Here is a 23,768-nt window from a genome sequence, read left to right on the forward strand (position 1 = left end):
CGGGGCCTCTATGCGAGCCGGGCGCCTTGTAAAGACAAAGCAAAGGACGCTTTGCCGGCACCCTCTCGCATTTGGCTGATCAAAGGCCTTTGTTTTTCAATAATCTTGTGTTTGAAAATGCCAAAGAGCAAGATCTTGAACGACTTAACCAAATACCGATTTTAGAAAAAAGTGCTTACCGTCATGGTGAAAAAACTGCTTACCGACTCCAGGCAAAAACTGCTTACCGGCCGTCGGAAAAAACTCCTTACTGCGTGACGAAAGAACTGCTTACCATAACTGTGAAAAAAGTGCTTGACATTCACACCAGGCGCTCGGGTTGCTCCTCAGCAGAGCCCTATCCTCCCGGAAAGGAGAAAACCGGTCAAAGTCAAAAGAAGGTTTTTCGCTTTCAGGCATCCGCGTTATGCCACCTCACCACTGATGACCAGGCTCACCATGTGTTCATCAATGATGGGTTTCTGGGTTTGAGCGCCATAGATAAGGGCGTTGGTGGCCGCTTTGTTGATCAGCCGGGCAATACCACCAGAGTAAGCGTAAATGGCATCCAGTGCTTTTTCTGAAAAGATGTCCCTGTCAGTACCCGCTGCCAGAAGATGTTGTCTCAGGTAAGCTTCCGTCTGGGATCTGTCCAGGGGTGACAGGCGGCAGACCATGTCAATACGCTGGCGGATGGCCGCAAAGCTTTGAAGTTTCAGCCGGTCCCACAGTTCTGACTGACCGGCCAGGATCAGGGTCATGGGGCTCATGGAGTCCATCTGGAAGTTCAGGAGAAACCGAACTTCTTCCAGCATCTCCCTGTCCAACAGATGCGCTTCATCCACCACAACCACCGGCCTGATGTGATGAATCCCCCGCATCAGTTCAATCTCCCGGTGTAGCTGTCGTTTGGCATCACCCCGGTAAAACTTGGCTTCACAACCAATCTGTTCCAAAAGGCCCTTGTAGAAATGCCGGGGTGTCAGCTTGGAATCTGATAGATAAAAGACCTGGTATTTGCTGGGGGGCAGTTGCTCCTTAAACCAGCGCAGTGTGGTGGTTTTACCAGTCCCTGCTTCCCCGGTGAAGACGGCAAAAAGCTGGCGCTGGGCGGCGTAGTGCAGCCGGCCGGCAATTTCTTCCAGTACCGGTGGGGTGTACAAATCTGTGGCATCAATGGTCCGGGAAAAAGGTGTTTTAACACAGCCGTAAAAGGTTTCATACATCAGGCTCACCTGCTTTCCGGTAACTGATCACCATGGGACCCTGACGCTGCTGGTGTTTTTTCTGGGCCGCCTTTAACAGACGGGACTCTGTGGCGGGCACTTTGGTTAAGTGTTCCGGCAGAGTCGGTCTTGTGCCGGCCCAGGGACCGATGGTTCTCTCCTTTGCCTGTACTGGTTGAAGGTTACCTGCCTGTACCTGAATAACTGAAGTATCTGCCGGGTCGTAGATCACGGTGACCTTCATGCCCAGGTAAGACAGCCCCACTTCGTAGAACTTGCCTTGAAAACTGATGCAGCCGGTTTTGTCCACCTTCCGTTCTTCCCGGTGGAGAAAAGCATCATGGATTTCCTTGGGGTCCAGGTACCGTATGGGCCGGGTGTCTGACTGAAAGGCAACGTACGGGCTCTTGTTGTCTTTCAAGGCACTGTGAGGTTTATGCTGGTAGCATTCTGTCAGCCAGACCTGGTACAGGTGGTTCAGGTCTTCCAGGCTGTCCAGGTTTTCCAGTCTGGATTCTGTGAGAAACCGGTCCACCTGGTGGTGAAACACTTCTGATTTGCCTTTTGACTCAGGGCTGTATGGTTTTGTGTACATCAGTTTGATGCCAAGGAGCCCGGTGGTGGTTTGCATCCATTTGTTCCGGTATTCAGACCCGTTGTCGAAGTAGACTGCGTCCGGAATACCGTGTTTTAGAAGGGATTGGCGGAAACTGTCAATGACGATGGGGCTGCCCAGGGTGGGATAAAACTCACTGTGCAGGATCAGCCGGGTAGCGTCATCAATCCAGGTGACCAGGAACACTTGCTGGGGTTTAGCTCCCAGGCCCATGGGCAGGAACGGTCCATACTTGATGTCTGACTGCCACAGGCAGTTTCGGTGTGGTTTCACAAAACGCCGGGCAGTGCTACCGGTTTGATGGTACTGTTTCATCTGCCGGCTGCTGTAGCCTCGCTGGGCCAGTTTGTCCTGAAGGGTGCTGCGTTTGATCTGGCCGGGCTGGATTTTTCCTTCCCATTCCAGGATTTGGATCAGCTGTGACACACTTCTGGTGGGCACTTGGCGTCTTAAGAGGATGGCTTCCTGGAGGATTTCTTCCGGGACAGCGTCACTGGTAATCATCCTTTTCTTTACAGACAACAGACCGTCGTAGCCTGCCTGCTGGTACCGGGCAAGGTATCGGCGCAGGGTGCGTTCTGACAGGCCGGTTTCCTGGCTGATCTGATCTTTCAGTTTCTGGTAACTGGCTTTGTCCAGGCCAGGGGCCAAGAGGGGTGCGATGAGTTTCATCCGTTCCTGGGCTTGTTGTTTTTCCTTGGTCATGACTATCTTCCTTTCTACAGGGGATTGTCATCACCATACACTGGCTTTACCCGGCAGAAAAGGCCGAACGGGTCTGTACCCAAAGATTCAGTTTTACTGTCTGGTGGACAACGCGGCTTAGCCATCCGGTTGTCTCGCCTACGGACTGCCGGAGCCGTTGGAGTGGGGTTCCGGGAAAGGGAGTTTTTTCCATTGCGTTGTCTTCTGTCATGGCGTTCAGCACACCCAGCAGATGGCAGGTGATGCCGTTAAACCAGGCTTTCCAGCGTCTGATGGTGGATTCTTCCACAGCGACTTCGGTGTCATCCAGAACAGCTTCGATGCTTTCTGCTGGATGTCGTTTGTAGGGAATCACCGTGCCGGGCAGCTCGTGATGGATTCTACCACAGCTTGAACATTTGAGGCGTCTGATTCGAAAGGTTTTGCTCCGACTTGTGTCGAAGGCTTCAATGACTTTGCGGTTACGGCTTCCGATGACGCTGCAGTGTTCACACTGACAGCTGGGACAACAAAATGTCTCCAAACTCCTAACAAAAAACACCTGTTTCAGGGTTTTCAAACAACTCATATTTTGATAGAATGACCATAAGAGTTGTGTGAGGCGCCCCTGAGACTTGCTGTCGGAAGCAGTCTATCAAACAGGGGCGTCTTTCCTTTCTCAAGATTTGTTATGGTCATTATATCCGGCAATTTTCGGACAGGCAATAGCATCAGCAATTGGTCAGTTTGTTTCGGCTTAAACAATACAGGGTGTCTACGCCTTTGGCGGCATCCTCGTTATATTTTTTCATTGTTTCAGCCAGCTGACGGGGATTCATATTCAGCTGTTCAGCAAGAGCTTCAAGGGTATCGGCTTTCACCACTTGGCCGGCGGCCACCATTTGATCAACCATTTCGGTAAGCTTGTTCCAGCCAAAGTCCATGGGGGTGATTTCGGGCATGGGCCCCATGGCAATTTTATCCAGCATGCCGGCGGCTCGGGCTCCTTGTGTTTCAAGCAGGTTTAAGAGCGCTTCATTATACAGAAAATAGGCATAGTTTCCCTGTGACATAACGGCGTTGCCTGACAGGGCGCGGTCATAAACGATGTCTTCGTTGGCGAATCGAACACCGCTGGCATTGATCCAGGGGATGATGGGCATGTAGGCAACAGAATTGGTTGCTTGATAGCGTTCCATGAACTCGTAGTCACCTTCAACGGCATCACCACCGGCGACGGCGAAGGTGTGGGTTACCATGGCCGATAATCCTCGTGTTGCAGCGCCGGCTTCCACAGCCATTTGAATACCGTCACCCACATTGGAGTTATACCCGGAGGCATTGACCTGAACGCCTTTTAAGGCTTCAGTTACCATGTCTGTATTTCCTACGAAACCACCAGTGGCGATGACGACTGATTTGGCAGATATGTGCAGGGTGGAACCGTCTTTTGCACTGGCAATCACGCCGGTGACCTGGCGGCTGTCTGTCATCAACTGAATGGCAGGGGTTTCATAATAGATGGTGGCGCCATGATCTGCCGCTATCTTGTCCAGCATGGCTGTCAGTTGAGCAGATGTTTTGGTATGGTCATTGTATTTATGATACCCATTGGTTCCTTCTGCATGGGATTGCTGAACAGCTGCCTTGGTTTTTTGAAATTCGATTCCCCGGGCTTCCATCCAGTCGGCAGTTGTATGGGAAAGTTCGAGAAATTGCTTGACCAATGTGGCATCAGCCAACCAATCCATTTCATCCATCCATTTTTCGAAGATATAATCGGTATCCACAGGTTCGTGGCCCAACGCTCTTGCCTGAGCGCTGTCTGCGGCAAAAAAGCCGCCGCCCATGGCCGTTGTGCCACCGGCAACAGCGGCTTTTTCAAGAACGATAACCTTCGCGCCATTTTCGGCGGCGGTGACTGCTGCTGATGTGCCGGCACCACCGGTGCCAATCACCACCACATCGGCTTCAAGTTCAACGATTTGGCCTTCATTTTCCCTGGCGACAGCGGTCTTTAAGGCTTCGAGGTCGCCGCCTGCTTCAACCAGTGCTTGTTCCACCGCCGTTAGAAAACCTGTTGATGTCAGGGTGGCACCGGTGACGGCATCAATACCAATGGACTGGTGATGGATAATATCATTTGTCAAGCTGTCCATGGCCACATCACCCAGACCTGCGGTTTCAGAGGATGTCAGCACAGCGATCGTTTCGATGGAGGAATCACTGACGGTGACTTCCACCTTGATGGGCCCGTTCATGCCTGGTGCTTCAGCGGTATAGGTGCCAGCATTAAAAGTAATCTCGCCAGCAGGATCAATGGCATCAGTGCCGGTAGTGGCTTGATCTTGTGGAGATTCGCTTGTACCGGCACAGCCTGCCAGTGAAAAAACGAACAGCAGCACCAGTAAAGCAGTTAAGAACTTTTTCTTCATTTTTCAACACCTCCTGATTTGATAATTAAAGCATAGCTTTTGTAGTTGCTACAAAGTCAAGGAGATGTTGATAAATAATTATCAAAAATGCCAGGGCACTCAGATTTATAAGGTTTAGCAGAGGCGGTGCTTTCTTTATGGTCTAATCACAAGGGCAATAGATGTGTGTCCCTGATTTACAAAAGTGAAGCCATGGGATATGATTTGGAAAGAGATGCACGGCAACAAGCAGCAAGCAGCATGGTGAGCAAGAGTCAGAATGTATGGGATGGACCTGAAAGTGCACTCTGGGAAAAGCAGCCGGAGCAGCCGGAGGAGGAACGGAATGTATCGAATCAGTCATTTTGCGAAAATGGTGGGGTTGCCCCAATCCAAAATCCGGTTCTACGAAAAAAACGGGCTGTTGGATGTGCATCGGGACGAAAATGGCTATCGCTATTTCACACCGGGAGATGCTTTTCGAATCAACGCTTTTCGCGTATTAACCCAGTACGGGTTCACTGTGGAGCAGGCCGTCGGGTTGATTGATCAGCGACAATCCAGTGAATCCTTTATTCAGTCGCTGGAAAAGCAACGCAATCATCTGCATCACCAGATTCAGCTGATGAATAAACGGTATGAAACGACAGACCGGGTGATTAAGCTGCTGCAGGCGGGAATGGAGAACCCCATGGTGCTGGAAGAGGTGGAAGACCATCTTTATGTGCTGGCATCTGTGGGGCTGGACTTTTCCATTTCTGATGAAACAGAAAAGGCGCTGCAGCAGCTGGCGGAGCTGCTGCCCATCACAGCTTATGCCCGCATTATTCATCGGGATGATTTATTAAGCAGCCACCCGGCAATCAACCCCAGCTATTCCCTGGCGCTGCCGGTTTCCAAGGCAGGCATGCTGGGAGAACATACCCGGGCCCACGTGCGCCGACTGACCATGGGCACCTGTGTGCGGTACTACCGGGAAAAAACCCGGCAGGAAAGCGCTCAAAAAGAATCATTTCGTGATTTGTTCAACTTCTTGGAAAAACATCAGCTTAAAGTGGTCAGCGATGTACTGCTGTTGCCTTCATTTCTCAACCTGGACGGCAAGGGCCGGGACATTGAAATTGTGTATGTGCCGGTGGCGCCGGTGCAGCTGGTTGCTTCAAAAAGATAATAATTTAACAAATGCAAACGAATATCCTTGACCTTGAACCATGTTCATAGTTTAAGATGAGGCTAAATGGGAGCTAAACGTCGACGGGCCCCGCTTGAAAAGCCAAAAGTTTAACAAACATCTTGAACGGAGGAACGAGGATATGTGGATGAAGAATAGATCTACGCTGGCGCTCTTACTTGTTATCATGATGGTGGTACTCATGCTGGCTGGCTGCGGTGCGCCGGCGACAGCACCGGCACCAGCGGAACCGGCACCTGAAGCACCAGCTTCACCAGCGGAAACACCGGCAGCAACAGATACACCTGCTTTATCCTTTACACCAGGCACTTATCAGGCTGAAGTGTATGGATACCTCTCTTATCTGACAGTTGAGACAGAGTTTTCAGACTCAGCCATCACAGCCATTCGCGTACTGAACCATGATGAAACACCTGAACTACTGGCGTTGGTGGAAGAACGCATGATTCCCGAAATCATCAATCACCAGTCGCTGGCGGTGGATGCAGTGTCTGGTGCCACCAAGTCCAGCCTGGCGGTGGTCAGTGCGGTGGGACAGTGTGTTCAGCAGGCAGGGGGCAGCACCTCAGACCTGGCAGCCCGCAAAATTCCGGTCGTTCCTGGGGCAGACGAAGTCTATGAAACCGATGTCGTGGTGGTGGGCGTGGGGGCCTCCGGCTTTATGGCGGCTCATAACGCAGCTGCCAGCGGTGCCAAAGTAATGGCGGTGGAGAAGGGGGCCAGCGTGGCAGTGAGCAACGGCGTGCGGGTTTCTGGTCCCTTTGCGGTGGATACCCCGGTGCTTCAGGCGCAGGACTCCAAGCTGACAGTGGACAAAGCCTTCTACCACATGATGGAATACAGCAAATGGGGCGTGAACGCAGACCTGATTCGACGCAGCCTGGAAGTCTCCAGTGAAGCGGTGACCCAGTTAATGGACATGGGCTATGAGTTCAGGGAAGCAGATTTCAGATTTGAAACTCCCTTTAAAAAAGAGTACGGCGGCTTCCACCTGATTCTCACACCCTTTGCAGAACGGGTCATGATCTGGGAGCAGCAGCTGGCAGAAGATCAGGTGGAAGTGCTCTATGACACCACCGGCGAAAAGCTGCTCATGGATGGCGACCAGGTGGTGGGCCTGGAAGCCACACGAAAAGACGGCACTAAAGTAACCATTCATGCCGATGCAGTGATTCTGGCCACCGGCGGCTTCATTGGCAGCAAAGATATGATAAACCAGTATCTGTCGGGAGCGCAGATCAACCCGGCAGGGGGAAGTCTCAGCACAGGCGACGGCATCAACATGGCCCTTGAAGCAGGTGCGGTGCTGGAAAAAGAGTTTGGCCTGTGCCTCAATGAATACGGCGGCACCAATTCCCGGGCCACACGCAGTGCCAAGCAGGATAAATATGACCAGAACAGTGCCTTCAGACTGGGCGTGTATGGCGGTTTGTTTGTGGATGCCCAGGGCGACCGTTTCATGAATGAAGGGATGATGGTGGATTACCCCATGTCCTTCGGCAGCGAGCCCATCACTCGCATGAGCCCCTACTATGCTGTGGTGGATCAGGCCTACATGGATGCCATGTCAACCATTGGCCTTTATGAGCACACCCGACAGAAGGGTGCGCCGGACAACTGGGTGATTGGTGAATACTACAAAGGCAAAATCATCGACAATGTGTTTGAAGACATGGAAGAGGGCATTCGGGAGGGTTGGGCCTATAAAGCCGACACCATTGAAGAGCTGGCGGCCCAGTTTGGCCTGGATCACCTGGTTGAAACCGTTGAAGCCTACAATGCTTTCTGCGAAACAGGAGCAGATGCACAGTTTGGCAAGGAAGCCATGTACCTGACCCCTATCAAGGAAGGGCCTTTCTACATTACCCAAAACCAGCCCAGCGGCTGGAGCACCATTGGCGGTGTGCGGGTGGATGCCAGCCTGCGGGCTTTAAACACCGACAACAAGGCGATTCCCGGCCTGTATGTGATCGGGGCCGATGCCGGAAGCCTCTTCGTGTCCCCCTACTATGATATTCCCGGCTCTTACTACGGGCTGGCCATTGATTCTGGTGTGATTGCCGGAAAAGAAGCGGCAGCTTATTCAAAAGGAAAGCAATAAAAACTGGCAACTGCAATAGAAGCTGGTAACTGCACAAGAAAGAGGGACGGCTCAGGCCGTCCCTCTCAGACTATAGACAAAATAAGATGAAGACAAGGGATTTGGTAAAGGACAGCCTTGGAAATCTTGTCAGTGTTTTTTCGAAAAGATGAGAAAACCGCCAGCGCCTGCTGTTTGAGCGCAGCGAGTTCAGGCGCTGTTTTCGAGACTTTCGACTAAAAACACACAAGATTGGAGTCAGCTGGCCGGGCCAAAGCCCTTTGTCTTCAACCTCAGAGGGACGGCTCATGCCGTCCCTCTTTCTGCGCAAATCAGGGGCCCGCTTTTCTGCTGACATATGTGTAGAGGATGGACATTCACAAATGAATAGAGTAGGATGGTAGTAAAATACCCTGGGAAAAGGCACCAGCAGCACAAGTGGAGGTGGAGAAATGAACGGGGCATGGGAAATCTTGCACGGTACTTTGAAGCATGCTGACTTTCAACGATTTCAGGATTACCTGGCTACGTCAACGGGCTTGGCGGTGATCACCGTTGACTACAAGGGCATGCCGCTAACCCGGCATAGTGGCTGCCATGATTTTTGCCGGATGCTGAGAGACTCCCCTGACTATGGTGACCGGTGTGAAAAATGCGATTCCTTTGGCGGCGTTGAGGCGGCAAGGTCGAAGGAAGCTTTTTTGTATCTGTGCCACGCCAATATTGTGGATGTTGCGGTGCCCATCATTATCAACGAGCTGTATCTGGGGGCGGTGATGGCGGGGCAGGTTCGCCTGGAAAATGATGCTGAAAGCTACGCAGTAGAGCCGGTCTATAAAATGACGGATCTGAACAGGGTTTTCAGCCAGTCCAAAGTGATGCAGGAAGCCTATAAGCGGCTGCCGGTGATGACCTATGAAAAAGTGGTGGCGACAGCAAAGATCATTGAAACCATTTGTCAGTACATGGTGAAAAGCCCGGGTGAGCAGCTGATGAAGGAGCTGACGGTGATCAATGAAATGGCGGCTTCTGATAAACCGCTGCCGGCAAGCCCGACAGAAGATTTGATTAAACCGGCACTGGCATATATTGAGCAGCATTACGATAAAAAATGCACTGTCAACGCACTGGCACACCGCTGCAATATTTCTGAAAGCTATTTCAGCCGCCTCTTTTGCAAGCAGATGGGAAAAAGCGTTCCCCAATATGTGTGCCATGTGCGTGTGAACAAAGCCAAGGTACTCCTTTTGAACTCCCGCAGTACCATTGGTGAAATTGCCGGAGCCTGCGGATTTGAAGATGCCAGTTACTTCATCAAAGTGTTTAAGCGTGAAACAGGGGTGACCCCCGCCGTATTCAGGCTAACCATGTGGCCCAGCGCTGAAGAAGCCTGAAGCAAAATCGGTCCTTTAAGCTTTCATGCTGGCGGCAACTTCTGTAAAAATCACGCCCAGGGCAAAGGCACCGGCATCGGGATGACCAAGGCTGCGGTCGCCCACAGTGCCGGCCCTGCCCATTTTTGCGGCGATTTCTTTGGTGCTTTCTGCCCCCTGAACAGCTGCAGCCGCTGATTTTTTCAAGGCTTCCAGAAGAGTGTCGGCTTCTTTCTCACTGTCTTTCAAAGCGTTGACGGCAGGTACCAGGGCGTCAATCATCGTCTTATCGCCCACCACTGCACCCCGGCCAAAGGAGCGCTCCCCGGTGGCCTGGATGGCTTCGGCGGCTGCCGCCATCATCGACGTGAAGGCCTCCAGGGTCAAGGCTTTCTCATTGCCGGCAGAACGGGCGGCTCCTCTGAAGGCAGCACCCCAGAGGGGACCTGAAGCGCCGCCGCAATGCTCCATGATAATCAGTGAGCAGGCATCCAGAAAATCACCGATGGTATGAGATGCCATCAATAACTGGGGCCACTCCTGTTGTAACTGCTTAAAGCCTTTGGCCACACTCATGCCAAAATCACCATCGCCGGCATGGGCATCCAGCTGGCAGAAGGGGACTTCATTGCGAATAATGCAGTCGCCCATCACCTGCACCATATGCTGGATATTTGCCAGCGAAATCAGCTGGTGATGAAGATGAGAATCAAGCTGAGGAAGCGCCGCAGGTTCCTGAAGGGAGGAAGACGCCTGCTTTTCAAGAACCATCAAAGGTGAAAGATCCATGGGCGACGGGGGGCCTGAAATCTGTAAAGCCGGGCTTTCGCAGGGAGCGTCCAGCAGCTCCTTCAGCTCGTCATCCAGCTTCATAATGGAAATGGAGGCACCCAGCATATCAATACTGGTCATAAAGTTACCCACGAAGGTTCGGTGAACAGTGATGCCTGATGCTGTCAGCAGCCTGCAGACGGAATGGTTGAATAGATACAGCTCCTGCAGGGGGGTGCTGCCGAAGCCATTGATTAAGACCGCCACTTCTCCGGTGGTGAGTTTCAGAGATTCAAGGAGTGCTGGCACCATTCTGGAAGCCAGCTCATCGGCGGAGATCATGGCCTCCCGTTGGATACCGGGCTCACCATGAATGCCAACACCGTATTCCATCTCATCATCACCAATTTCAAAGGTGGGTGTTCCTTTGGCAGGCACTGTACAGGAGCTGAAGGCGAAGCCCAGGCTTTTCACATGATCCACGGCTTTTTGAGCAACCCGCTTAACCTCCTGAAGGCTGGTGCCTTTTTGTGCCATGGCACCGGTGGCCTTATGGACAAGAACCGTGCCGGCCACTCCTCTGCGGCCCACGGTATACAGTGAATCCTGCACAGCAATATCATCGTCCACCTTCACAAAATCCACTTCAATGCCGTCTTCAGCCGCCAGATGAGCGGCATTTTTAAAGTTCATGATATCGCCGCTGTAGTTTTTGATAATCAGCAGAGTGCCTTTTCTGGAAGCAGAGGTTTTGATTGCCTGGTACACCTGCACCTGAGAGGGAGACGCAAAAACGTCTCCACAAACGGCGGTATCAATGAGTCCGGTACCAATAAAACCGGCATGGGCAGGCTCATGACCGCTGCCGCCGCCGCTGATCAGGGTCACTTTGTCCTGGTCAATACGATTTTTTTGAATGATTTTGTATTTTTCAATGAAACAAAGCTCGGGATGAGCCATGACGATGCCTTTACACATTTCATAAACAACGTTTTCCGGCTGATTCATGATTTTTTTCATGTGATTGCTCCCCTCTTGTCAGAATAAAATGAAGGATACCACATCAGTGGTGGTTCCAGGTGGATTTCCATTGTGCGCCAAGGGCATCTGCTGCTTTGATGGCAGCGACAACGTTTTCCACTGTGACAGGAAAAGGCATGGCGTGGATGGATTCTTCAGGAATACACGCTTTTTCGGCTGCCTGATAAAGTTCATCCTCTGAAGGCGCAATCACGCCAATATCTGCCAGGCAGACAGGGAGCCCAACTGACAAACAGAAATCCAACACTTCTTCCAGCTCTTCTGCCGGCGCATTTTCAAGAATCAGTTGAACCAGTGTGCCGAAAGCCACTTTTTCGCCATGATAATACTGGTGGGTGCCTTCAAAAATGGTCAGGCCGTCGTGAATGGCATGAGCTGCTGCCAGTCCGCCGCTTTCAAAGCCGAGACCGGAAAGAAGGGAGTTGGCTTCGATGATGTTTTCCAGTGCAGGGGTTACCTGGTTAATATCGCAGGAGAGCTTTGCCTTGATGCCGTCAGCCAAAAGGGTTTGGTAGCAAAGCTTCGCCAGTGCAAAGGCGGTGTTGGTGCCTCTGGCTGGCGGGCAGTGACCTTCCCGGTAGCCGCAAGGCAGCCCTGCGTTCACAGGGGAGTAGGAGCTGCGGGTGGCTCTGGCTTCAAAATAAGTGGAGAGGGAGTCGCCCATGCCGGACACCAAAAATCGGGTGGGTGCCTGGGCAATCACCTTGGTATCCACCAGCACCACGCTGGGGTTTTGGGAAAAATAGGCATAGTCATCAAAGGCGCCTTCAGGTGTGTACAAGACAGCAGAGTGGCTGGTGGGGGCATCTGTTGCAGCAATGGTGGGACAAATAATCAGTGGGCCGCCCTGGGCAACGCATTTCGCCGTATCAATGGCTTTGCCACCGCCTAAGCCAATGGTGCAGTCACAGTTGCTTTCAGCAGCCAGCGCCTGAAGCCGTTTAACTTCCTCCCGGGAGCATTCGCCGCCAAAGTTGCTTTGAATAAACTGAATACCATAAGTCTCCTTTGTTGCATCCAGCTGATTCTGAACACGCTTGACGTCATCTGCATGCGCGATGAGAAGGGCGGTTTTACCAAAAGTGTTGACAAAGTATCCCAGATTCAGTAACTCGCCTTCTCCCTGCACATATTTGCCTGGTGAAATAAATGCTTTTCTCATGTTTCGCCTCCTATTATTTTCGATGAAATCTTTATGTTGAGTTCAGCATACGAAAAATTCTGAATGAATACATTAGTCGTATAAAGCCTCTTATGTAAATAAAACATCAAAAAAATCGCCACTGGTGGGGCGTAAAAGTTGCATGGGTGTCTTTTTTTACCATCATGGCACCCCTAAAACAACGCCGAAAGGATGTCTGAAAAAAACGAAAAATCAGCCAATACGGTGCTTTTGAAGGGATGACGCAGTCATAAGAGAGCGGCTTTACGAAATCGTCGCAGCAGATGGAGAAAGCCTGTTGAGAAAGGCGGTTGCTTTTCATGGAAAAATTCAGGCGCATAAATCATATTGACAAAGGCTAAACTACCATGGTAGCATGGTGGCAGTTAATCTTTTATCTGGCTGCAGGAAAATGGAGTGGTGAAAAGTGGAATGGAAAATTGAACAACCCCAAAATGGCCACTCGGTGAGTGACTATGTATACGAGGTGCTAAAGAAAAACATTGTGGCGTTGAACGTTAAGCCCGGTGACAGGATCAGCGAGAATGAAATTTCTGAGCTGCTTCAGGTAAGCAGAACCCCTGTGAGAGAAGCCTTTATTAAGCTGTCAAAAGAAGACCTGCTGTATATATTACCCCAAAGAGGCACCTATATTTCTTACATCGACTTAGATGAAGTTGAAGAGGCCAGGTTTATTCGAGAAAGTCTGGAGAAATCTGTGATAGAACTTGCAACCAGCCAGTTTTCTGAAGATGCGTTGTTTTTACTTGAGCAAAATGTGGCTTCTCAAAAAAACAAAATCGCAAAAAAGGCCTACGCTGAGTTTCTTGAAGTGGACGAAGCCTTTCATAAAACCATTTTTCAGGAATGCAACAAAATGAGAACCTGGTCTGTTATTGATCAGGTCAACAGCCAGTATAAGCGGATCAGGGTGTTAAGTTTCATTGCCAATATCAACTGGGAACAAACCATTGAACAGCACCAGGGAATCATTGAGGCCATCAGAACCAAAGATACCCGAAAGGGTTTGGAGATTATGAGCAAACACCTGAAAAAACTTAATATCGAGAAAGTGGAACTGAAAAGAAAATATCCTGAATACTTCAAGTAGCCCCCGGCGTTCATCTGTATCATTTGGGATGGGGCGAAACTTGCATGGTAGTATGGTATTTTGACGTTTCTGGAGAATGATTTCTTAACTTTTTCCTCAGATCAGAATGTGCAGCAACGGCACGGTTGAAGGAAAACGTTAAGATTTCAAATAAATGAGTTAATGACAAAAGGAGGAAGAGTATGAGAAAGTTGTTAAGTGTTGGGATAACGGTTTCATTAATCATGATGCTATTGATGGGATGTGGCACAGGTGCGGGTGAACCTGCTGCAAGCCCTGCTGCAAGTCCTGCAGGAAATGAACAAGCCGGTGAATCAATTGGCGAAGAAGTGACGCTGAGACTGGCCCATAATTTAAATGAGCAGCACACCGTTCATTTGGCATTGGCTGAGTTTGGCAGACTGATTGAAGAAAAATCACAGGGCAACATGAAGGTAGACATTTACCCCAATGCACAGCTGGGCTCTGAAGAACAGGTTTTAGAGCAGCTGCAGGCAGGTGGCGTTGCCATGACAAAGGTTTCTGCCGCTGCCCTGACACCCTATGACGACGGGTACAACGCGTTCACATTACCCTATGTGTTTGCAGATGAAAATCATTTCTTTACCTCCATGGAATCTGATGCCGTGAAAGAGCTTTATCAAAGCACCCATGACAAAGGGTTTGTGGGACTAACCTACTACACATCCGGCGCACGTTCGTTCTATACGGTTAACAAGCCGATTTTGCATCCAGATGATTTAAGAGGCGTTAAAATTCGTGTCATGGGCTTTCAATCCCAGACAGACATGATGCAGGCCCTTGGCGGCACACCGGTGGGTATGCCCTATGGAGATGTGTACACCTCACTGCAGTCCGGCATTATTGATGGAGCAGAAAGTAATGAAACCGCATTAACCAATGGGAAGCATGGAGAGGTTTCCAAGCATTTCTCTTATGATGAGCATACCATGATTCCTGATATTCTTGTTGTCAGCGCCAGAGTATGGGACAGCCTGACTGATGCACAAAAAGCCATTATTGAAGCAGCAGCAGTTGAATCAACTGAATTCCATAAGCCGCTATGGGATGCGGCCATTGCCGAAGCTGTCACAGAAGCCACAGAAGAAATGGGAGTCACCTTCCATGAAGTTGACAAAGGTCCATTCCGTGATGCAGTGGCATCAATGCTGGATGAATACGGTGCCCAGTATCCTGAAGTGAAAAGCCTGCTGGACAGCTTCAAGGCATTGGAGTAACAATCAATAGCCCCAAAAGCTCCAAAAGGTACACAAGCTTTACAAGCTACACAAGCTTTACAAGCTCCAATAGCTGCTTGCGGTCGCTTAAGCGGGAAGAGTAAGAATGGTTGAAAAAGTCCTGGCTCAAAGCACTTCAGCTTTGAGCTGGGACTTTTAATGAAAAAGCACATGCAAGATTACATAATGGAATCCATGGGAGTGACATGACATGCTATATCCACAATTAACAGGCTCAAGAAACCTCATCAACTTATCGGGCATTTGGAATTTTAAAGCGGATTACAAGGAAGAAGGCTATGTGAACCATTGGTATGTGGAGGGATTAAAAGAATATGAACTGATGCCGGTACCAGCCAGTTACAATGATATTTCTGTTGATGCAAAGTTGAGAGATTTTGTGGGAGATGTCTGGTACGAAAGAAAAGTGGTCATTCCAAAACAGTGGAAAAACGAAAATGTATTCATTAGAGTTGGAAGCGCCAGCCATCATTCCAAGATATGGGTGAACGGGGTTTTGGTGAAGGCGTACACCGGTGGTTTTTTGCCCTTTGAAAGCCGTATTAATGAAGCCGTTAAATTTGGAGAAGAAAACCACATTGTGATTGGTGTTAACAATGAGCTTACCTGGCAAACTTTACCTCCCGGAGAAACATACTACGTGGAAGATGCCGATGGCAACAGGAAAAAGAAGCAGAAACAGCAGCATGATTTTTTTAATTACAGCGGTATCCACAGACCCGTCTATCTCTATACCACACCGCGGACATACATTGAAGACATCACTGTTCAGACAGACTATGAAGCCTCTCAGGGAATCATCAGCTACCAGGTGGTTATTAACCAGCCTGAAGAGAAAAACCACGAAGATGCTGCGGTAAAAATAGAGGTATATGATGAAGAAAATCAACTGGTTGGGGCGGCAGCTGGTGAAAAAGGCATCATTTCAATCGATAAAGTAACTTTATGGCAGCCTCAAAACGCCTACCTGTACAAGTTGGTGGCAAAACTTGTTTCAAAGGAAGGCACACTGGATGAGTACAGCTTGAGTATCGGTATTCGCAAAGTGCAGATCGAAAACGGTCAGTTCCTGATCAATGGAGAACCATTCTACTTTAAAGGTTTTGGCAAGCATGAAGACATGGATGTGAAAGGAAAAGGGCTGGATGACGCCATGAACATCAGGGACTTCAACCTGTTAAAATGGATTCATGCCAACTCATTCAGAACCTCCCATTACCCCTATGCAGAAGAAGTGCTGGATCTGGCAGACCGATATGGCATCGTGGTGATTGATGAAGTGCCCGCTGTCGGCATGCTGGGGCAGGCTGTTCCGGCCATTGGTGAGCTGGATGGCGTGTTTACGGATGAAAAGATCAATGATGAGACATTAAAGGAACATATTCGATTAACCAGCGAGATGATTGCCAGGGACAAAAACCATCCGTCGGTGGTGATGTGGTCACTGGCCAACGAAGCCTCTGTGATGGAACCAAGGGCAGAAGCATACTTTAAAGAACTGGCAGAAGCGGCGCGAAAAATGGATGACAGACCACTTCTCAACGTGAATCTGATGCTGATTGAACCGGGGAAATGCAATGTGTCCAAGTATTTCGACGTGGTTGGACTCAACCTGTATTTCGGCTGGTACTCAGAAAGAGGCGACATTGACGCAGGAAAAAAACGACTGATGCAATGGTTGAAAGACTGTTACCAAGCTGAGAAAAAACCCATTCTCCTGTCGGAATACGGGGTAGACACCATTGCGGGCCTCCATAAAGAGCCGGCCATTATGTTTAGTGAAGAGTTTCAGGTGGCATTTTTAAAGGCATACCATGAGGTCTTTGATCAGCTTCCCTTTGTCATTGGAGAGCATGTGTGGAATTTTGCAGATTTTATGACGGGACAGGATCTTGTCAGAATTGACGGGAATAAAAAGGGCGCTTTCACAAGACAGCGACAACCCAAAATGGCTGCCCATTATTTGAGGGAGCGATGGGGAAGCATCACCAACACCCATAAAAAGTAGAGGCGGGGGACTTTTTCGCGGGTGAGTCACCGAATGGTGTCAAGTCTGGTTCTGATAATTTGGAAGGGGAGGCAAAGCAATGAACAAGTTCAAAAGCGGAATGAACACCGTGTTGTCCTACCTGACGGCGTTCCTGCTCATCGTGATGACGTTTCTCGTCATCTGGCAGGTGTTTACCAGGTATATACTCAATAACCCAAGTGCTTTTACAGAAGAGCTGGTTAGAATCATTCTAATCTGGTCATCCTTTTTCGGGGCATCCTATGCATTTGGTACAAGACAGCACATGGCCCTGGTGTTTTTCAAGGAAAAAACAACAGGACTCAAAAGAAAGTTCATTTATGTGTTTATCGATGCGGTTATTTTGTGTTTTGCCATATTGGTTTTAATCCGGGGAGGCTACCAGCTGGCATCGGGAGTCATGGGCATCAAGACACCCATTTTAGGTATTTCCAGAGGACTGATTTACATGATCGCACCGTTTTCAGGGATTATCATATCCATTTATCAGTTAATGAATATTAAAGAAGATGTTGAAATGGCAGGTTAGTGAAAAGTCTGGAATCGAATCGGTGCGTCATTTTGATTTAATTTAAAGGAGTGGAGCAAAATGGAGGTAGCCTTACAGGCGGCATTGGTACTCTTCATCACATTTATCATTCAACTTGGCATTGGTATTCCCATCTCCATCAGTATTGTTATTTCTACGTTAATTACGGCTCTCACAGCCATTCCGCTGGATATTGTCTTGTTTACGGCAGCGCAAAAAATGGTGACGGGAATCGATAGCTTTTCATTATTGGCGGTACCCCTGTTTATACTGTCTGGCAATATTATGAACAACGGTGGCATTGCCAGAAGACTGGTTGATTTTGCCCAGGTGATTGGTGGTCGGTTACCAGGTTCGCTGGCCCAAGCGAATGTTCTTGGAAACATGCTGTTTGGATCTTTGTCGGGGTCTGCAGTGGCGTCTGCGGCGGCTATTGGCGGAACAATGATTCCTATCCAAAAAAGTGAAGGCTATGACGTGCCCTTTTCAGCGGCGGTAAACATTGCATCCTCTCCGACAGGCATGTTGATTCCGCCCAGTGGCAGCTTGATCCTATACTCGTTGGTGGCTGGCGGCGTTTCCATTTCTGCCTTGTTTATTGCGGGGTACATCCCTGGGTTCTTAATGGGTTTGGCAACCATGGTGGTCGCCTATATTTATGCGAAGAAAAACAACTATCCTGTTGCTGCGAAAGTGAGTTTTGCAGAAGGGCTTAAAGTATTTTTGGAAGCGATACCCAGCCTGATGCTGATCGTTATTGTGATTGGGGGGATTGTTTTTGGCGTTTTCACCGCCACTGAAGGGGCCGGCGTTGCCGTTGTTTACACCCTTGGTTTATCTCTTGTCTACAAAAGCATCAACTGGCAGGATATGCGGGAAATTTTGCTGAAAACAGGTGTTACCACAGGGGTAATTATGTTTTTAGTGTCGGCCTCTTCTGCCATGTCATGGGTGATGGCCTATACAGGAATTCCCCAGGCGATCAGCCAGGCGATCATGTCCATTTCAGAAAATCCCATTATCATTTTATTGATTATGAACATTACCCTGTTGATCGTGGGCACGTTTATGGATTTAACCCCGGCGATACTTATTTTCACACCCATCTTTTTGCCCATCGCAACCCAAATTGGAATACATCCGGTACACTTTGGCATTATTCTGGTATTCAATCTGTGCATCGGAATCATGACACCACCTGTTGGCAGTGTCTTATTTGTCGGATGCAGTGTTGCAGAAATATCCATTGAGAAAGTGATTAAACCCTTGCTGCCATTCTTTGCGGCACTGGTGGCAGTACTGCTGTTGGTGACTTATATACCAGCAATCAGTTTGTTTTTGCCCAGGCTGTTTGGCTTAATTTAACGATGTGAGGAGTGCAGAAATGATACTCAGGAATTATCCTTTTCACTTGGTGAAAGAAGAAAACAATGTGTTGGAGTTTCAGCTGAACAATGAGGAGACCTTTGTGAAGGTGTTTGTGCTGGAAGAAAACATCATTCGCGTCATGCTCATTGAAAAAGAGGTATCGCTGGACAAAAGCTGGCTTGTGGCACCTGGAATGGATGACATCGCAAAAGAAGGCAGGGACAGATTCGACATTTCCCCCTTCTCACTTCCGGCATTCACCCATGAACTGACAGATCATCAGTGTACCATCTCCACGGCGAAGCTGAAGGTGGTATTTGACTTAAACGGCATGAAGGCAACCTGGTATGCCAGGCTGGAAGGCAGCGAGGTTGAGTTTGCGAAAGACAGAAAAACACAGGCTTACAATCTCAACCACTCTCTTGGGAACGGCCCCAGCCACTATTTGGCGAGAAGTCTCAATGAGCAGTATTTCGGTCTGGGTGAAAAATGTGGCGGCAATGACCGGCACGGCAGGCGGTATCGAATGATGAGTGTTGACCCCATGGGATACGATGCAGAACTGACGGACCCGCTCTACAAACACATTCCCTTCTACATTACCCGAAACACTGAAACCGGGATTTCCTTCGGATTGTTCTATGATAATTTATCCACCTCCATTTTTGACATGGGCAATGAGCTGGATAACTATCATGGTTACTACCGCTATTATCAGGCAGAAGACGGCGACCTGGACTACTACGTTATTCTGGGCCCCCGCTTAAAAGAAGTCACCGAAACATTTTCATGGCTCACAGGAAAAACCAGCTTTTTTCCCAAATGGAGCATTGGCTATTCCGGCTCCACTATGTCGTATACAGATGCCCCCAATGCACAGGAGCAGCTGCAGCAGTTCATTGAAGACTGTGAAAAACATGATATCCCCTGCGATTCCTTTCAACTGTCTTCAGGTTACACCTCCATAGGGGCAAAACGGTATGTCTTCAACTGGAATTATGATAAAGTACCCACACCGCAAAAAATGGCAGACAGCTTTCATGAGAAGGGCATACGGCTTTGCGCCAACATTAAACCGGCTCTCTTAGTTGACCACCCCATGTTTGAAGAGCTGAAAAAAAATCACATGTTTGTGATGGATAAAGACGGGATAGAACCTGAAATTGTGCAGTTCTGGGATGAGCTGGGAGCGTATGTTGATTTTACAAACCCACAGTCCTATGACTGGTGGAAACAGCAGGTCACAGAAAAGCTGCTGGAGTATGGCATCGATTCCACCTGGAATGATAATAACGAGTATGAAGTATGGGAAGCAGATGCAAAGGCCCATGGATTTGGAAAAGAAATCAACATCTCTCAAATCAGACCCCTGCAGCCATTGCTGATGATGAAAGCTTCCTATGAAGCCCAGAAAGAGTATGCGCCCGCACTAAGACCCTATTTGATTTCACGGTCCGGCTGCCCTGGAATGCAGCGGTATGTTCAAACCTGGTCGGGAGACAACCGTACCAGCTGGAAAACGCTGAAATACAATATTAAAATGGGTATCGGACTAAGCATGTCCGGCATTTACAACATCGGTCATGATGTGGGCGGATTTGCAGGGGCAGCGCCTGAACCGGAACTCTTCGTCAGATGGGTGCAAAATGGCATCTTTCATCCCAGGTTCACCATTCATTCATGGAATGATGACGCCACGGTGAACGAGCCCTGGATGTATCCTGCGGTGACCCACTACATTCGAAATCTGATTAAATTCAGAACTAAAATCACACCTTATATCTACAATCTGCTGTATCGCTCATGGAAATACTACGAGCCCATGATCAGACCCACTTTCTATGATTTTGAAGCGGATACCAACACCTTTGAAGAAAATGACGACTTTATGCTGGGTCAAGATTTGCTGGTGGCTTCAGTGGTTGAAAAAGGTGTGTTTGAGAGACTTGTGTATTTGCCAAAAAACCAGGATGGCTGGTACGATTTTCACACCGGATTCTGGTACCAGGGCGGCCAACAGGTGGTAATCCCCGCACCCCTGGACTACACCCCCCTGATGGTAAAAGCGGGAGCCATCATTCCCACCAATGACGCGTCTATTCATTTTGAAACAAAAGAGAAAGATGAACGGGGATTTCATTTGTTCCCCCATCGGGAAAATGGCGAAAGTGCCTTTGAACTGTATGAAGATGACGGCATCAGCAATGATTATCTTGAAAATGTGCATGCCCTTATAAAGGTGCGAATGATTTCATCCAGAGAAGCGATTCATGTGGAACTGTCGAAAGAAGGCATCTATCAGCTGCCCTACAGAGAAGTAAACCTGCATCTGCCCCTGGGTGAGACAAGAAGCCTGACCATCAATGGAACAGCATGCATGCGCAACAACGATCATGTGTATACCGTATCAATAGACTAAACCTGAAGGTGATGGAATTGAAAACATTCATGAATGAAGATTTTTTACTGACCAATGAAGTGGCAAGAAAGCTCTATCATGAGTATGCAAAAGAAATGCCGATTTACGATTATCACTGCCATCTGTCACCGGGGGAAATCAGTCAAAATAAGCCATACAACAACATGACAGCACTGTGGTTGAGTGGAGACCATTATAAATGGCGAGCCATGAGGAGCAACGGTATCGACGAAAAGTACATCACAGGACAGGCGGATGATTTCGAAAAATTCATGGCATGGGCCAAAACCGTCTCCATGTGCATGGGAAACCCGCTGTTTCACTGGACCCATCTGGAACTGCAGCGTTATTTCGGAATTCATGAGGTATTCAGTGAAAAAACCGGTGAAGCCATATGGAAGAGATGCAATGAACATCTGAAGGAATATGATTTTAGGGCCAAAGGGTTCATCGAAAAATCAAATGTCAAAGTCATCTGCACCACAGATGATCCGGTGGATTCCCTGGACGATCATCGCAAAATCAAAGAAGACAGCACCTTTCACACCAAGGTGCTGCCCACATTCAGGCCAGATAAAGGCCTGGGCATTGAAAAAGAGACATTTGACCAGTGGCTTCAGGAACTGTCTCAGGTGTGTCACATGAACATCGAAACCTATCATGCGTTTTTAAGTGCGCTGGATCAGCGGATTCATTATTTTCATGAAGCAGGCTGCCGGATTTCCGATCATTCGCTGGAAGAAGTGGTTTATCTGGAGGCCACACCAGAAGAAGTCGAAAAGATCTTCTTAAAAAAGCTGCAGAGAGAAAGCCTGACTCCGGAAGAAGTAAAGAAATTTAAAACCCATACCCTCAATCATCTGGGCAGAAAGTATCATGAGTACAAATGGGTGATGCAGCTTCACATTGGGGCGCTTAGAAACAACAATACGCGAATGTTTGCCCTCCTTGGCGGTGATGCGGGCTTTGACTCAATGAATGACCAGTGCATTGCAGTGCCGCTGTCAAAAGTGCTGGACTCCCTGGATCGGGAGAACCGGCTGCCCAAGACAATCCTCTATTGTTTAAATCCAAAAGATAATGATGTCATCGGTACCATGATTGGAAACTTTCAGGGTGGGTCTATTGCCGGCAAAGTACAGTTTGGTTCCGGCTGGTGGTTTAATGATCAAAAGGACGGGATGATCAGGCAAATGACATCGCTGGCCAATCTGGGACTGCTGAGCAGATTTGTAGGCATGTTGACAGATTCAAGAAGCTTCATTTCGTATACAAGGCATGAATATTTCAGAAGAATCCTCTGCAATATGATCGGGCAGTGGGTAGTGGATGGGGAAGCCCCCAATTGTTCGGAGTCTCTGGAACACTTGGTGAAGAACGTCTGTTACAACAACGCTGTCAATTACTTCGAGATAGAATGATAAGGGGCTGATAAATGTGGAAATGACGTTCAGATGGTATGGGGACAGTGATCCCATACCGCTACAATACATTAAGCAAATACCCAAAATGGCAGGTGTGGTTTCGGCCATCTATGATATTCCGGTGGGTGATCCCTGGCCGCTGGAAAAGATTATCGAGTTAAAGAATAAAGTGGAGGCTGCCGGATTAAAGCTGTCGGTGATAGAAAGTGTGCCGGTGCATGAAGATATTAAACTGGGAAAACCAACGAGAGATCAGTATATTGCCAACTACCAGACAACCATCAGAAGGTTGGGGGAAGCCGGCATCAAAGTGGTGTGCTATAACTTCATGCCTGTGTTTGACTGGACAAGAACAGATTTGGAGCACCAGCTGCCTGACGGCTCTACTGCCCTGATTTTTGATGAAGAGCTGGCAGGAAAAATGGACCCGTCAACGGGGGAGCTGAGCCTTCCAGGGTGGGATTCCAGCTATACAAAGGAATCCATGAAGGCGCTGCTGGCAGATTATCAAGCAGTGAATGAAGAAAAGCTTTGGGAAAACCTGGCCTATTTTTTAAAGGCCATTATTCCTGTGGCAGAGGCGTCAGATGTGAAAATGGCCATTCATCCCGATGATCCGCCATGGTGCATTTTTGGACTTCCCCGCATTATCACCAATGAAGAAAATCTGGAGCGGCTGTTGAACCTGGTGGATAACCCCTATAATGGCCTGACCCTGTGCAGTGGTTCTCTTGGGGTTGCGAAAGATAACGACATGGTTCGACTGGTCAAAAAGTTTGGCAAGCGGATTCACTTTGCCCATATGCGAAATGTGAAAATCACAGGACCCCGCTCCTTTGAAGAAGCAGCACACCCTTCAGAGTATGGTTCTTTGGATATGGTGGAAATCTTAAAAGCCTACCACCAGGCAGGCTTTGACGGACCCATGAGACCGGATCACGGCAGAATGATCTGGGGAGAGCGGGGAAAACCGGGGTATGGCTTGTATGACAGGGCCCTGGGTGCCATGTATCTCACGGGAATTTGGGAAACACTGGAGAAAACCGGACTGTAAGGAAAGTCAGATTGCAAAAAAAACAGACAGTAAGGGG

The 23,768-nt window shown here is 48.9% G+C and carries 17 protein-coding genes; 11 read left to right on the forward strand and 6 right to left on the reverse strand.

Features of this window, described 5'->3' with window-relative positions; genetic code table 11:
• Window positions 1-404 precede the first annotated feature (404 nt).
• The 4 genes from QOL74_RS06715 to QOL74_RS06730 all read right to left on the reverse strand — a co-directional run bounded on the left by QOL74_RS06715 (window position 405) and on the right by QOL74_RS06730 (window position 4,940).
• Window positions 405-1,205: an ExeA family protein gene (locus tag QOL74_RS06715; protein ID WP_283408683.1), complete on the reverse strand. Its 801-nt coding sequence runs from the start codon at window positions 1,203-1,205 to the stop codon at window positions 405-407.
• Entirely contained in the window at window positions 1,198-2,526 is a 1,329-nt protein-coding gene (locus tag QOL74_RS06720) for a DDE-type integrase/transposase/recombinase (protein ID WP_283408684.1), read from the reverse strand. Before QOL74_RS06720 ends, QOL74_RS06715 begins: the two co-directional genes overlap by 8 nt.
• Window positions 2,527-2,572: 46 nt before the next feature.
• On the reverse strand, window positions 2,573-3,049 hold the full coding sequence (locus QOL74_RS06725) for a DUF6431 domain-containing protein (RefSeq protein ID WP_283408685.1): 477 nt from the start codon (window positions 3,047-3,049) through the stop codon (window positions 2,573-2,575).
• Between the two features lie 187 nt (window positions 3,050-3,236).
• Window positions 3,237-4,940 (reverse strand): FAD-dependent oxidoreductase, encoded by a 1,704-nt coding sequence (locus tag QOL74_RS06730; RefSeq protein WP_283408686.1) that lies wholly within the window; start codon window positions 4,938-4,940, stop codon window positions 3,237-3,239.
• 325 nt (window positions 4,941-5,265) lie between these two features.
• Between QOL74_RS06730 and QOL74_RS06735 the strand changes: the two genes are divergently transcribed.
• From QOL74_RS06735 to QOL74_RS06745, 3 genes are all read left to right on the forward strand, one after another.
• Window positions 5,266-6,090 (forward strand): MerR family transcriptional regulator, encoded by an 825-nt coding sequence (locus QOL74_RS06735; RefSeq protein WP_283408687.1) that lies wholly within the window; start codon window positions 5,266-5,268, stop codon window positions 6,088-6,090.
• Window positions 6,091-6,238: 148 nt separating this feature from the next.
• The gene (locus QOL74_RS06740; RefSeq protein ID WP_283408688.1) at window positions 6,239-8,212 is read left to right on the forward strand and encodes an FAD-binding protein; all 1,974 of its coding nucleotides are present in this window, start codon (window positions 6,239-6,241) and stop codon (window positions 8,210-8,212) included.
• Between the two features lie 431 nt (window positions 8,213-8,643).
• Window positions 8,644-9,585: a PocR ligand-binding domain-containing protein gene (locus tag QOL74_RS06745; protein ID WP_283408689.1), complete on the forward strand. Its 942-nt coding sequence runs from the start codon at window positions 8,644-8,646 to the stop codon at window positions 9,583-9,585.
• Between the two features lie 15 nt (window positions 9,586-9,600).
• On the opposite strand, the gene dhaK is transcribed toward QOL74_RS06745, so the two are convergent.
• Entirely contained in the window at window positions 9,601-11,355 is a 1,755-nt protein-coding gene (gene dhaK, locus QOL74_RS06750; RefSeq protein WP_283408690.1) for a dihydroxyacetone kinase subunit DhaK, read from the reverse strand.
• A gap of 43 nt (window positions 11,356-11,398) precedes the next feature.
• Window positions 11,399-12,538, reverse strand: a complete 1,140-nt coding sequence (locus tag QOL74_RS06755) for a glycerol dehydrogenase (protein WP_283408691.1) — start codon at window positions 12,536-12,538, stop codon at window positions 11,399-11,401.
• Between the two features lie 427 nt (window positions 12,539-12,965).
• Between QOL74_RS06755 and QOL74_RS06760 the strand changes: the two genes are divergently transcribed.
• The 8 genes from QOL74_RS06760 to uxuA all read left to right on the forward strand — a co-directional run bounded on the left by QOL74_RS06760 (window position 12,966) and on the right by uxuA (window position 23,731).
• A complete protein-coding gene (locus tag QOL74_RS06760; RefSeq protein WP_283408692.1) occupies window positions 12,966-13,649 on the forward strand; it encodes a GntR family transcriptional regulator in 684 nt (227 codons plus the stop codon).
• Between the two features lie 182 nt (window positions 13,650-13,831).
• Window positions 13,832-14,887, forward strand: coding sequence for a TRAP transporter substrate-binding protein (locus tag QOL74_RS06765; RefSeq protein ID WP_283408693.1), 1,056 nt, complete (start codon window positions 13,832-13,834; stop codon window positions 14,885-14,887).
• Window positions 14,888-15,098: 211 nt separating this feature from the next.
• Window positions 15,099-16,916, forward strand: coding sequence for a beta-glucuronidase (gene uidA, locus QOL74_RS06770; protein WP_283408694.1), 1,818 nt, complete (start codon window positions 15,099-15,101; stop codon window positions 16,914-16,916).
• Between the two features lie 79 nt (window positions 16,917-16,995).
• Complete coding sequence (locus QOL74_RS06775) at window positions 16,996-17,466, forward strand: TRAP transporter small permease (protein ID WP_283408695.1); 471 nt, start codon at window positions 16,996-16,998, stop codon at window positions 17,464-17,466.
• A gap of 60 nt (window positions 17,467-17,526) precedes the next feature.
• On the forward strand, window positions 17,527-18,831 hold the full coding sequence (locus tag QOL74_RS06780) for a TRAP transporter large permease (RefSeq protein ID WP_283408696.1): 1,305 nt from the start codon (window positions 17,527-17,529) through the stop codon (window positions 18,829-18,831).
• Window positions 18,832-18,850: 19 nt separating this feature from the next.
• Window positions 18,851-21,253: a glycoside hydrolase family 31 protein gene (locus QOL74_RS06785; RefSeq protein WP_283408697.1), complete on the forward strand. Its 2,403-nt coding sequence runs from the start codon at window positions 18,851-18,853 to the stop codon at window positions 21,251-21,253.
• A gap of 17 nt (window positions 21,254-21,270) precedes the next feature.
• A complete protein-coding gene (uxaC, locus tag QOL74_RS06790; protein WP_283408698.1) occupies window positions 21,271-22,674 on the forward strand; it encodes a glucuronate isomerase in 1,404 nt (467 codons plus the stop codon).
• A 16-nt stretch (window positions 22,675-22,690) separates the two neighbouring features.
• Window positions 22,691-23,731 (forward strand): mannonate dehydratase, encoded by a 1,041-nt coding sequence (gene uxuA / locus QOL74_RS06795; RefSeq protein ID WP_283408699.1) that lies wholly within the window; start codon window positions 22,691-22,693, stop codon window positions 23,729-23,731.
• The last annotated feature ends 37 nt before the right edge of the window (window positions 23,732-23,768 follow it).

It is taken from the genome of Anoxynatronum buryatiense, assembly GCF_900182905.1.
Lineage (GTDB): Bacteria > Bacillota > Clostridia > Peptostreptococcales > Tindalliaceae > Anoxynatronum > Anoxynatronum buryatiense.

Excerpts from the sequence above, each read along its gene's own strand:
- dhaK (WP_283408690.1), bottom strand. The coding sequence starts at position 11,355 with ATGAAAAAAATCATGAATCAGCCGGAAAACGTTGTTTATGAAATGTGT.
- QOL74_RS06785 (WP_283408697.1), top strand. The coding sequence starts at position 18,851 with ATGATACTCAGGAATTATCCTTTTCACTTGGTGAAAGAAGAAAACAAT.
- QOL74_RS06735 (WP_283408687.1), top strand. The coding sequence starts at position 5,266 with ATGTATCGAATCAGTCATTTTGCGAAAATGGTGGGGTTGCCCCAATCC.
- QOL74_RS06715 (WP_283408683.1), bottom strand. The coding sequence starts at position 1,205 with ATGTATGAAACCTTTTACGGCTGTGTTAAAACACCTTTTTCCCGGACC.
- QOL74_RS06720 (WP_283408684.1), bottom strand. The coding sequence starts at position 2,526 with ATGACCAAGGAAAAACAACAAGCCCAGGAACGGATGAAACTCATCGCA.
- QOL74_RS06740 (WP_283408688.1), top strand. The coding sequence starts at position 6,239 with ATGAAGAATAGATCTACGCTGGCGCTCTTACTTGTTATCATGATGGTG.
- uidA (WP_283408694.1), top strand. The coding sequence starts at position 15,099 with ATGCTATATCCACAATTAACAGGCTCAAGAAACCTCATCAACTTATCG.
- QOL74_RS06775 (WP_283408695.1), top strand. The coding sequence starts at position 16,996 with ATGAACAAGTTCAAAAGCGGAATGAACACCGTGTTGTCCTACCTGACG.
- QOL74_RS06755 (WP_283408691.1), bottom strand. The coding sequence starts at position 12,538 with ATGAGAAAAGCATTTATTTCACCAGGCAAATATGTGCAGGGAGAAGGC.
- QOL74_RS06745 (WP_283408689.1), top strand. The coding sequence starts at position 8,644 with ATGAACGGGGCATGGGAAATCTTGCACGGTACTTTGAAGCATGCTGAC.
- QOL74_RS06765 (WP_283408693.1), top strand. The coding sequence starts at position 13,832 with ATGAGAAAGTTGTTAAGTGTTGGGATAACGGTTTCATTAATCATGATG.
- QOL74_RS06780 (WP_283408696.1), top strand. The coding sequence starts at position 17,527 with ATGGAGGTAGCCTTACAGGCGGCATTGGTACTCTTCATCACATTTATC.
- QOL74_RS06730 (WP_283408686.1), bottom strand. The coding sequence starts at position 4,940 with ATGAAGAAAAAGTTCTTAACTGCTTTACTGGTGCTGCTGTTCGTTTTT.